The organism is Microcoleus sp. B9-D4 (assembly GCF_036705105.1).
Lineage (GTDB): Bacteria > Cyanobacteriota > Cyanobacteriia > Cyanobacteriales > Microcoleaceae > Microcoleus.
Map to the genome: position 1 here is coordinate 1 of NZ_JAUBTS010000098.1, position 10846 is coordinate 10846.

At 43.1% G+C, this 10846-nt stretch carries 15 protein-coding genes; 2 read left to right on the top strand and 13 right to left on the bottom strand.

Annotated features, from left to right (window positions below):
• The 13 genes from QUB24_RS31250 to QUB24_RS31310 form a co-directional block, all read right to left on the bottom strand.
• On the bottom strand, nucleotides 1-372 hold a 372-nt coding region (locus QUB24_RS31250; RefSeq protein ID WP_333157440.1), incomplete at its 3' end, for a hypothetical protein.
• Nucleotides 373-558: 186 nt separating this feature from the next.
• Nucleotides 559-750: a hypothetical protein gene (locus tag QUB24_RS31255; RefSeq protein ID WP_333157441.1), complete on the bottom strand. Its 192-nt coding sequence runs from the start codon at nucleotides 748-750 to the stop codon at nucleotides 559-561.
• Nucleotides 751-1050: a hypothetical protein gene (locus tag QUB24_RS31260; protein WP_333157442.1), complete on the bottom strand. Its 300-nt coding sequence runs from the start codon at nucleotides 1048-1050 to the stop codon at nucleotides 751-753. It abuts the gene before it with no gap.
• Nucleotides 1047-1511 carry a hypothetical protein gene (locus tag QUB24_RS31265; RefSeq protein ID WP_333157443.1) on the bottom strand — a complete coding sequence of 155 codons (465 nt, stop codon included), beginning with the start codon at nucleotides 1509-1511 and terminating at the stop codon, nucleotides 1047-1049. The genes QUB24_RS31260 and QUB24_RS31265 overlap by 4 nt, the downstream gene beginning before the upstream one ends.
• Nucleotides 1508-1918: a YkgJ family cysteine cluster protein gene (locus QUB24_RS31270; protein WP_333157444.1), complete on the bottom strand. Its 411-nt coding sequence runs from the start codon at nucleotides 1916-1918 to the stop codon at nucleotides 1508-1510. The genes QUB24_RS31265 and QUB24_RS31270 overlap by 4 nt, the downstream gene beginning before the upstream one ends.
• Nucleotides 1915-2244 carry a hypothetical protein gene (locus tag QUB24_RS31275; protein ID WP_333157445.1) on the bottom strand — a complete coding sequence of 110 codons (330 nt, stop codon included), beginning with the start codon at nucleotides 2242-2244 and terminating at the stop codon, nucleotides 1915-1917. Before QUB24_RS31275 ends, QUB24_RS31270 begins: the two co-directional genes overlap by 4 nt.
• A 50-nt stretch (nucleotides 2245-2294) precedes the next feature.
• On the bottom strand, nucleotides 2295-2684 hold the full coding sequence (locus tag QUB24_RS31280) for a hypothetical protein (protein ID WP_333157446.1): 390 nt from the start codon (nucleotides 2682-2684) through the stop codon (nucleotides 2295-2297).
• A gap of 54 nt (nucleotides 2685-2738) precedes the next feature.
• Nucleotides 2739-3080 (bottom strand): hypothetical protein, encoded by a 342-nt coding sequence (locus QUB24_RS31285; RefSeq protein ID WP_333157447.1) that lies wholly within the window; start codon nucleotides 3078-3080, stop codon nucleotides 2739-2741.
• Nucleotides 3081-3197: 117 nt separating this feature from the next.
• A complete protein-coding gene (locus tag QUB24_RS31290; RefSeq protein ID WP_333157448.1) occupies nucleotides 3198-4445 on the bottom strand; it encodes a hypothetical protein in 1248 nt (415 codons plus the stop codon).
• A 5-nt stretch (nucleotides 4446-4450) separates the two neighbouring features.
• Complete coding sequence (locus QUB24_RS31295) at nucleotides 4451-5485, bottom strand: hypothetical protein (RefSeq protein ID WP_333157449.1); 1035 nt, start codon at nucleotides 5483-5485, stop codon at nucleotides 4451-4453.
• A gap of 10 nt (nucleotides 5486-5495) precedes the next feature.
• Nucleotides 5496-8174, bottom strand: a complete 2679-nt coding sequence (locus QUB24_RS31300; RefSeq protein WP_333157450.1) for a hypothetical protein — start codon at nucleotides 8172-8174, stop codon at nucleotides 5496-5498.
• Nucleotides 8167-8994 (bottom strand): hypothetical protein, encoded by an 828-nt coding sequence (locus QUB24_RS31305; RefSeq protein ID WP_333157451.1) that lies wholly within the window; start codon nucleotides 8992-8994, stop codon nucleotides 8167-8169. Before QUB24_RS31305 ends, QUB24_RS31300 begins: the two co-directional genes overlap by 8 nt.
• On the bottom strand, nucleotides 8994-9539 hold the full coding sequence (locus QUB24_RS31310; RefSeq protein ID WP_333157452.1) for a hypothetical protein: 546 nt from the start codon (nucleotides 9537-9539) through the stop codon (nucleotides 8994-8996). Before QUB24_RS31310 ends, QUB24_RS31305 begins: the two co-directional genes overlap by 1 nt.
• 213 nt (nucleotides 9540-9752) lie before the next feature.
• Here QUB24_RS31310 and QUB24_RS31315 point away from each other — a divergent pair, with 213 nt between their 5' ends.
• Both QUB24_RS31315 and QUB24_RS31320 read left to right on the top strand, forming a co-directional pair.
• Entirely contained in the window at nucleotides 9753-10325 is a 573-nt protein-coding gene (locus QUB24_RS31315) for a tyrosine-type recombinase/integrase (protein ID WP_333157453.1), read from the top strand.
• Between the two features lie 3 nt (nucleotides 10326-10328).
• Complete coding sequence (locus tag QUB24_RS31320) at nucleotides 10329-10670, top strand: hypothetical protein (RefSeq protein WP_333157454.1); 342 nt, start codon at nucleotides 10329-10331, stop codon at nucleotides 10668-10670.
• Nucleotides 10671-10846 lie beyond the last annotated feature (176 nt).

The window sequence follows — 10846 nt, forward strand, 5'->3', positions numbered from 1 at the left end:
GCAAAAACGCCGCCAGCCTTCCCAGTTTCGCAAAACTACACACCCCGCGCTACCGGGATAATTGGCATCAAAGTGAAGCCCTAGCTCGGCCCTGATGCCGTGTTCGGAAACTACCGGATCGGGGGTAATGTGGAAAAAGTCGCCCTCTACGCCGCGAGTCTCTAAATAATAAGGCTCGCTGGGGATTTGATATTCACCCGCTGGAATAGGGCCCTTCCCCCGTTGCCACTCGTCGCCCGGTCGCTGCCAGTCCGCACAGCCGGAAGTTGCCATGTAGTCGATTGCCTTGCCATCGGGATAAATAAGCTGCAAGTTCCCATAAATTAACTCGCTTGATTGAGCTAATTGCATTGTAAAAATTAGTTTGTGCATTTTATTTTTTGCTTGATTTGTTCGATTAAGTTTTGAATTTCGGCAAGTGTTTTCTTGCCGGATACCAAGTCTCGTAAATTCCCGATAGTCATACCCTGAATGTATCCGTATTCTTTGGCAAGGTCTTCTAAGCAATCTAATAACTGACATATGCTAGGATTGGCAATTCCTAGAAGTTGTTTAGCTCTATCTATGGTCACTTTGAGGCTTTGGGGGAGAAACCACTAAACCGCCCAATAAAGTTAAAATCGGCGCTAGAAAAGGGATTAATCCTGTGGTATTTTCTTTCTGGAAAACTAGAATCGCACCCGCAGCCACTAACATTATTACGGAAACATTTAAACTCGCAATAGTAAAGCGATAAGAGTATTTATCCATTTAACTAAAGTCCGTGTGTTCGTCGTCGTAGCTCTGCAAGCTTTCCTTGGTTATTGTTCGCGTCCCTCTACGAGGATAAAATTTGCCCCGTTCGTGTTCTGGCAAAGACAAATAATAAATTACGTCTTGATGGTCTTCTTTCAGCGACTTTACCGCCGTGTGCAAGTGATTGAGCCGAGCTTCCTGCGCCCTGGATTTTGCTACAACTAACTTAGTGATTTTCCAAAGGCTAGTTGCAATTGAAAGCGCTGCCACAACAGCAGAAAGCGCAACGCTTATTAGTGTCAAGTCTGGTTTCACGGACTTAAATGCTGATCGAGCAATAAATTAATTTTGTTTTCGACTCTAATTACGTCGCTGCGAACCTGTCCTATAGCATTAGTCGTTGTGTCGGCTTCGGGGCCCCAATATTCCCATATAGTGCAATCAGCTCGCTTAAACCACTGAGGGAAGTTAATAGCTAGAGTATAGGTAGTTGTGAGTTTAGGAAAAATAAAAAGTTGTGTGCGACGAAGCCACAACTTTTTATTGCTTACCGATTCAGCCCCCTGACTTGGCCCAATACCTAATCTAATTTTTTGGCTCACCCATCCAGCAAAATTCCAAGTATCTTTTGCGTCGAAATTATCTACATATATCGCTAGGATGTGTTTCTCAAATTGAAAAGGCGGCACATATTCTGGCAAAGGAAAGCCAGAAAAAGACTGCGAATCAGTTAGAATCCAATTGCCAGAATTTCCTAATTCAACGAGTAAGCTCATGCTGAGTGTCGCTGCACAATATTAGGTAATTTCCAACCGCGTACCGCTGCACCCCGCGTACAATGGAAAGATTGACATACTTGTGGTCTGCGATCGTAAATGCTGCAAAGCTTAGTTTCGCGATCAAGATAGGTACATGCTCCATCTGCGTCACGCCGAAGCTGGGGTAAACCTGTTTCCGGGTCGGCGAAGCAATCATACTTACCCGAATGGGCTTCTGCCTCAGTAAGAAAAGTCCCTCGGAGGCTGCAACATTGCGATCGGCAAACGGGCAAAGCGTCTAAGCATTCGCAGTCAAATTGCAGCCAAGTACCATCCGCGCCGGATTGGCTGGTAATTTGTCCGGTAATTTCTCCTGCCTCATCTTTGAATTCTTGAATTACTGTAATTCGAGGTATTTTTTTCATAAAATCCCTTTCACTGCATTTTTAAATGCAGTAACTTCTTGTACCCCAAAAATGTTCCGAAGTCGCAAAGTAATCACTTCGTCTTGATAAGCAACTCCTTCGTCCTCATCTAAGGCTACAGGTTGCTTATCAATCCTTACGATTGTGTTAAGAAAATTGGGAGTCTCTTCTCCCTCTTGAGCCGCGTTGTAATTTTTTTGAGCCGCCAGGTAAGCTCGAATAATGTCGTTGAGTAATGCTTCAGGTGAAGTTTCCTTGAGCGAGGAAAGCGAAGTCTTAAGCTCAGGATTTTTAATTCCTTGAATAACATCAGTCAAATTTAACATGGGATTGTGGGTAAGGGAACAATAAAAAAAGTCTGTACAAACGCCAAAAATTAAGAAAGGCGCATTCTATTGGCGTTACGAATGGCTACAATAGGACCGGCAGAAGAACCTGGCAATGTTTTCGCGCCATCGGGCCAGGCTCGCGCTGTTGCAAGTTTACTGCTATTAACTAAAATTTTTACCTGACTTGATGGGGTCGTAGCAGTAGCTTTTGTGACTGCTACCATCCGAGTTAAATATCCACCTCGGATAAGATTTTTAACCGGTATTGCTGGGTTGCTTAGCGTTCCGGCTGGAGCAACTTCAATGCCTGCATTTGCTGCGAAGTCTCCTACATACATAAGTGTATTCGATCGAAAGTACACAGTTTGTTTTAACTCTGCACCCTCTACGACTGTAGAGACGGTTGCTCTACACAATCCGATTTTAGCTGTTGGCATATTTTTCGTCTTTTAATTGAATGATTTGCTGTAGCGTTTGACTAATAAAATTAACTAAGAAAAAACGGCTTTACGGGGATAACCAGAGCCAACGATCACCCAGCCGGTACCAAATTCTTTACCAATTACCGCTGCTGGCGCTTCTTCCATCTTGTCCATAGCGCAAAGGACAGATACACCTTTGCGACGCTTGCTTGTGCCGTTTCTTAGTTGAATTCTAATCCTGCCCGCTTCTTGGGCATCTTGGAGCGCGCCAGATCGAAGAAGAGTTTTTCCAGTAATCGGAGTAGCGGAGCCGCCGCCTAGTCCTAAGTCAGCACTAATCGCTTTGTAGTTTTCCGTGAGGCGAACGGCGGCAGCGGGGCCGATCGTGAAGTATGCAACAGGTACTGCCATAAGAAAATTTCCTTTGAGCTTTGATACAGCCAAGCTAATAGAAGCGCTTGGCGCTCGACAACCCTGTAACGCTACCCGAAACCCTATGGGTTTCCGACAAAAACATACGTGTTGGATTTACTCGTAAACAATTCGAGCTCTTTCATTGAGGTAAATAGGCGTCCGAAGCTTGGATAATTTTATTTCTGCACGATAAAATTTTACGTTCACTATGGGGCGATCGGCATCTTGTCCCACGAGCTCTCCCAGTACCGTAATATCTGGTGGGTCTGGCGGGAATGCAGATGCGGGTGCGGTAGTAAATCTTAAGCTTGCTTCATCCAGCGACTGTCCTGTAATAGCCAGCATTCGCGAAATGAGGCCCCGACCAGCAGATTCATTTTTAGATAAATACCAACCCTCGAAACCCTGCCACCTGTTGCGATAACTAATTACTTCCCTACCTTTTTCCCAAGTAAATAATTCAGGCACGGCAAAATTTTCTTTTATTAGGCGAGCGTAGCTAACCAAATCAGATTTGCTAATGCTAGGTAAGGGGCTTTTTGGATCATCGGACTTATCCATAATGCGAAATGACACCTCACCGCTTGCCTTACCTTCTCCCAAGAAATACAATTTAATTTCTGGCTGTCCTTTCAGTAACGGCCAAGTGCGATTTAAATTTTTGTTGGCGCCTGCCCCTCCCCCTTCGTATTCAACTTGGATTACGTGATTGATTAATTGCAAATCTGTGCCAGACAAAATTATTGAGTCAGATTGAACAGAACGATCGCGCCAATATTCAATTATCCGAAATCCGTAATCTAGTCGTTGCTGCGGTGTTGTCCATTCTTTAAATCGGGGTTTATTTTCAGCCTTTCCGCGCCAAGGCTTTTCGCCAGTTAGTGAAAAATTAGTTGTACTTCTATTTTCTATGAATTTAGGAAAACCATTTTCCCATAATTCAAACCATTCTTCAAAATTAATATGCCGACCTGTTATTTCGCGAGTTGCCCGCGCCAGTTGCAATAATATCCGCAACTCCGCGGGGGTTCCGGCAAACCGATAATATTCTTCCTTGTGGTCACGGTTGGGGTGTAAATCTAGCAAACGCCATCCCCGTTCCTGTGCTTTTAAAGGCTGGTTTACTTCATGAATTTTTGGCCGTGCTCCAAATTGTTGCCCCCACGGACGCTGAGAATTAGCGCGCCTTGACTCTGGAACCCAGCCCTCGATATCCGCCGAATCAGGCATAGGAAACTCATCCTCAAAGTCATCAATGAAAATATCTACTCCGTAGTTATCAGGAGTTGTGTCCGTCTCCGAACCATTTTCTTGGCTCAAGTATGAACTAAGAATTCTTGCTGCTCCGGTATAATCTGCCATATTGTTTATAAAGCGTAAGAAACTTTAACCAACGATTCCGCACAAGCATCTTGAAATGCTTCAAGACCTTCTTCTACTGTTTCGCGTTTCCACCCTTCAGGGAATCTTTCGATAAATTCCTCTTGTGTCTTAGCAAAGCTCCAAGGTTCGCGTTCTTCTTCGCCCCAGCTTTCAATCCATTTATCCATACTGGGAAATAAAGCTTTAAGGTTAATAGTTTTAGCACCGCCTCTAATGATTTTGCGAATATTTAAAAAAGCCTCCAGCCCTAAAAGTTGGGAACCAACTCGCATGGACGCATTTACAGCAGATTTAAGGTTTTCTTTCGCTTCTTCCCAAAACTCTGAATCTTCATCAAAACTATTTAATTTTAATTCGTTTAACTTTGCTACAATTTCTGGGTTGAATCGAATTAATTTATGTTGATTAGCTTCAGCTAACCTCCCAAGGCTAAAACCGCAAAAAGTACCAAGAATAGACCCAAGTGCTTCACCCCACTGTGGAGTCAAATTTTCTATCAACTGCCCTTGCTGTTCCCGAATTTTCATATCAGATTGATTCCAGTCAAAATTCCACACTCGCTGAACGCCACCTACGCCCCAGCGAACCATCGCACCTATCGTTAAGCGCTGCACAATTCGACTTTTCAGTAAACGCAACATAGGGCGTACTCGATTAAACATCCCTGTGATTTTGCCACCAAGACGCATTACAGCCCCGCCACCTTTAAGTACTGCGGAAACTCCTTTTAATGCAGCGCCAGTGAGAAAAAACTCAACAGCCCACTGTAAACCAACAGCCAACCCACCTACAAAAGCCCCCAACGGGTCTTCGTCAAGCCAGTCACCAAAATTAACTGTTGTTCCAGGTGCAAAAATATTGCCAATTTCTTTACTTTTAATATATTTTTGAAAGTTATTCCAAACTTGAGCGGCGGTATTGATTACGCCTCCAAAAAACTCTTTTACTCCTTCAATCATTTCGCTTATGCCTTCGCCGTTCACCCAAGATTGGGGCAAGTAAGCAGTAGTTAGATTCATTAAAATATTCCTATTTTTTCTTTTTACGAGTGCGGTATCGCGATGCAGTTTGAGCCTTTTTAAAATCGGCCCTGGTTAAAGCACTGTCAAGTGATACGTTAAATTCTGCTTTTTTCAACTCCTGTTCGACTAAATCGATATCAATTGCCCTTCCTCCCTGTTGCTCTATTAGCTTGTTGTAAAGTTCGATGATGATATCCCGCAAGTCGTTAGGGTCTTTTTTGTTATCTCTGCGGGATACTTTGATTTTTATTTCAAAATTTTTCAGAGTTGCTTCTAACAGTTTTTCGCTTGCTTCTTCGGTGTTTTCATCTAATTCTTTGCGGGGTTCAAATCCTTTGCCTTCTAAGTAGCAGCCTGCGTAAGGGTCTCCTTCTAATTTGACTTTGACGTACTCTTGCTTTTCCAGCATTCCAGTGTCTTCGTAAATAGCCTTTACCATTTCGGCTATTTGTATAATTTGAATGCGATTGGATAAGTTAGTACGAAAATCTCGGAGTGCTAAATTTAATTGAGAATCTTGGTCGCCCTCCATGTCAACAATATATTTGAAAGTTTCTCGCATTAAATGCGACAAGCTGAAGGGTGTAATAGTAATAGGCTGACTGCCTTCTTTGCCGGGATTTGTGTCTGCTACATGAATAGGTTCTCTGGGATTGCCGAGAGAAGAATTTAAGTATTGAAATAGCACTTCAAGTGTTTGAAAGTTATTGTGAATCTGCATATCTCCTGTCTTTCCAGGAGCTATTAATGATTTATCTATTTTAAAATTTTTAAACTCTCCAGTTGGAAATAAATAATCAAATCGTTTCAGTGCGTCAAATACGTATTGCTGCTGTTCTAAAAAGCCTCCCATTTTAGCTTCTGAATCTTCGTTAATTTCAAATTCGCGCTTTTTACCGGATTTGTCTCTGTCGGGTTGGTCATTGTATTTTAATGAATGCTCGGAATCTCTGTTGTATTCGGGATTCTGAATGTAGCCACTCGGTATTTTGTAAGATTTGGGGTCTAAAGCTCTATCTAAATCGTTAGCTTGTTTCAAGGCGTAACTCAATAGTTGGTATACAGTCGGAAATGAAACCTCAATTTCTTTGAGATTTTTTCCGTCTGTAATAGGTGTTTGAATTCGCTTAATTTTTTCTCCTAAAAACCCTGCGGTGCCAGTCATTGGCAGCAAGCCTTTGGGCCCAACTTGGCGACCAAGCAGCCGCAAAAGTTCCTCGTCATAAGCTTTGATTTCTCTAAGCAGTTTCAGACTATCTCTACAGCATTCGTCCATGTTCCTTTTCCTCGGTGGTGGGTTCGGGAAAGGAGTTGGGGCTTGCGGCGGGCTTGTACTAGGAGGTTGAAGTTCTGGGGGTTGAAGTTCTGGACGGAAACAAGAAGATTCTAATATTGTGACAACATATTCAAAAGTTTTGTAACTTTCGTCGTCTGGACTTCTATAGAGTACCGGATATACTGAACCATTTCCTGTACTAGCATATTCGGTTGGGTATTTTAAATTAGTTGGATCACCCCCCCTTAACACTGTGGGAACTTGTAATAAATAATCAAACCCGTTATGACTTCTAAATTTTCTGTATTCTACTCTTTGGAATTGACGGCTTATATAATCGTAAATAGCAGGCTCTTGTCCTTCTAGTGAGTGTGCAAATACTTGATTTTTGCCGCTTTTGTCATAAATACGGGTAACATAACACGTTATATCTGGTTTTCCTACCATCCGATATAGAAAAGTATTACTACCACCACCTCTGAAAGGTAGTTCATACGTACTTGCTGAATGATAATTTCGAGTATAATTAAACATTTCTTGTGCTAAGTGCCAATGCGTGTAAGAATGTTTGTAGTGTATTGACAACGCTCCACTTACCATTGTATTATTGTCAATAATTTCACCGTGTCTATTTGCTCCCCAGTCAGTCATTGTTCGCACATAACTATCAATTTTGAAGACTACGTGACACCGTTTAATAATACCTTCCGTTGTTGGCTCCGGTAGTAAAATAGGCTCTTGAATAGGCGGAATTATTAAAGGATTTCTTGGCACGTCTGGCGGTAAATTTTTATAAGTAGGCGTGGGAGGTTCATCTTGTCTAATAGGTGTTGTTGGTGTTGGTGTTGGTGTTGGTGTTGGTGTTGGGATAAGTTCTTTTTTAGGATTGGCTGGCGATTCCAATCCCAAGCTCAAAGTAATAGGAGTTCCGGGAATCTGCAAGGTGAATTCTATCCCTGTATTGCCTTCTTGAGACGAGATATTAATACCTATTCCCAATATTTCCCCCCCAATACTTCCTCCCGTAATTTCTCCTGTATTCGTATTGATTGTGGCTCCTCCAGAGATCCCTAAAATTCCTCCCGGAATTTCTGCATTTCCACTAATTGAAATTGTATTTTTAGTAGGATCCTCCCAATTCGGGTTGCCACTAATGTCTAAACGAAGAGGGTTGACATCGACACTTACTCCACCTGTAATTTTTGTACCCCCGATATCAATAATCTCTTGAGTAACTCCAATACCACCCAACGATTGAGAGACTGTCGATTTTCGACCTAAATCAACTCCCTCATTTTTGGTAAGGTCAAAATTTCTATCTTTGCTAAGGTCAAAATTTCTATCTTTGCTAAGGTCAAAATTTCTTGTAGCGCTTGGCGACAACCTTGATTTACTAGAAACCCTAGACATAACTCGCCTCTACTCCGGCGATGCGGGAAGTGTCGCCGTCTGCGATCGCCCAAAGTTCCCCGGTCAAAGTTTGCTCTGTAAGATTTCCCCCGCCGTTGGGTGCAAGGTAAATGCCCGTGCCGACTGTCACACTGGAATTGCCAGCAATCCAAATCGGCGTGTTTCCTGTGTTTGTGGCGTACAGGATGGCGCGGTTCGCGTTAGCGGTTCGGAATCGAGTTGGCGCTCCTGTCGGGATGTCAATGCCGTAAGGCAATCCGGCACCAATTGTCCGAATTTGTGGCTTAGCAATTAGGTCAATGTTGTATCTATAATCGCCTTCTAAATTGATGTAATCGCCAGCCCCCAACACGCCAGAGCCATAATTAATGATAGAAACACCAAGACTATCGTCGGGGCTTAGTAACTTTAATTGATTAATTGTAAGATAAGGAATTGTGAAAGGAATTGTGGTTTCTCTTCCTTTATTTTGAAGCCTTGCAGTTGCCAGCGTAGACCATGTGCCCGTACCTTTGCGGGCGTAAAATCTCAACCCTAGAAATGGATATTCTTCTTCAATAGCAAGCATTGCCGCAATTTTTTCCGCTGAATTCATCTCAGGAAATATTTCCGGGAAAGGAGCTTGCTGCAAAGATGGTAAATATATTGCACCGCTAAAGGCTTCCAAATAAAAGCTTTTTCCTAAGTAGTAAGAAGTAGATAAAGCGTCGTACTCTGCGAAGGAGTTAGCACAACTTAAAATTTCAATAATCCCCGTACCGTCAGCGGCGGTGATACTGCGACGAAAAGTTTTAGTATTTTCAAGTTGATTTTCAGCCATTAGGTTAAATAATTTTTGCCTTCAATAACTGAACCGCCACCGGGCAAGCTGATTATTTCGATGGGAAATTCTAGAAGCGCGCTAAATGTGGCGTTAGTGCCGCCACTGGCGGCAAGGATGTGAGTGCAGCGCGTTATTACGGTCTTGTTATCTGGGTTGCGACCTTTATCAAGCTCAATTAGTTTTAGGGCAATTACCGCTTCCATTGCAGCTTGTGCAATGTTTGGCGCGCTGCTATCGCCACTCGTGCCACTGGTGAATGTCGATCCGGTGAGGTAATGAGATGCACTGTAGGAAGTGTTACCCCCGACCACATTAGACGCGACAACGTTTAGGAGTAAGTCAATCGCGGCAGTCTTGGTGCTTAAGTTGGCGGTGATTGTTATTCGGTCAGTACGCTCAGAGACTCTTGGTAAAATGTTCTCTTCCTGTTCCAAAAGTCCTAATATTCCGTACACATACCGTTCTTTACTTGCCGGGCCTGTAGGGTTGGCGTGAGAAGTGCCGGAAACACTAGCACCAGCACCGAAAATATGATCCGCCATAAATAATAATTTTATTAACCTTACTTTTTCAGTTTAAATAAGATTCATTAGCTCAATGTTCTGTTGTTAAATTCTTAAGAAGTTGCTGAAATAGACAAATCAACAACCTTTCTTGATTTGAAAACTACGTGACATTAACGGTTTGACGCGCTAGACTAAAAACAACAACAAAATAGTTGTTCTTATTGCAGTTTTTATACGGAATCGACAACTGTGAAAATCGCAGGGATTGGACAAGCTACGCCATTATCTCAAATAACTTTCAATCAAATCAGCAACCAATTTACATCCGATATCTATAAACTCTTTTTAGCAATCTCTTGGTACACTGGGGAGAGGCCAGGAGCTATCCTGAAAATAGACGTTAGCCATATTTATCAAAGCCCAACAACAGGTCAACCGCGTGACACAGTGGTTTATCCCGCAGCTAACCGAAAGGACAGACAAACCCGCGAACTGACTATCCACCGCGCTCTCAAATTAATGCTTGCTGCTTACCAGCCGCCGGAAACAGGTTTTTTGTTTCCCTCTTTATATAGGGTTGACAAACATCTGAGCCAACAGGCAGTAGACAAAGCTTTTAGACGAGCAGTTAAAAAAGCAGGGTTAGAGAATCAAGGGTTTAGTCTCTACTCGGCGCGACGTGGTTTTATTACTCGCTTAAATGAGCAGGGTTGCAGTGTAAAAGTAATCCAAAAAGCAACGGGGCACAAAAGTATATCTTCATTAATGCGGTACATTGAAGTTTCAGATGCTCAAGTAAAAAATGCAATTGATAATTTTTGATTTATGACTTTATTTAATCCCAGCCAACAGCAGCAACAACAGCAGCTAACACAATTTTCTAACGCAGGTACTTTAACAGAGTTTGCGTTGACAACTGCAACTACTACGATTATCTCGGATCGAAGTGCAGCTAAAAATCGGCGAGGATTTACGATCTTCAATGACGGAACGGCAAACGCGCTGTTTGCTTACGGGACAACTATTTCCCCCACTGCATTCACTGCGGAATTATTGCCGGGGGGATACTTTGAAGATTCATCGGCGGCACCGTGGCAAGGGCCGGCCGTGATGCGAAGTACAAACAGCGCAACTACCGTTAATGTCACCGAGCTAGTGCTTATCTAATGCCTTTACACAATCCAATTACCGAGCCCCAAATACCTCAGCCGATCGCCCGTGACGCTGAAGTAACAACCGCAGTCAACAATCACGTAGCGGCGACCGACCCCCATGCTCAATACTTAACCCAAACAGAAGGGGATGGGCGCTACAGACAGACTGCCACAGCCCTCACCGATGCG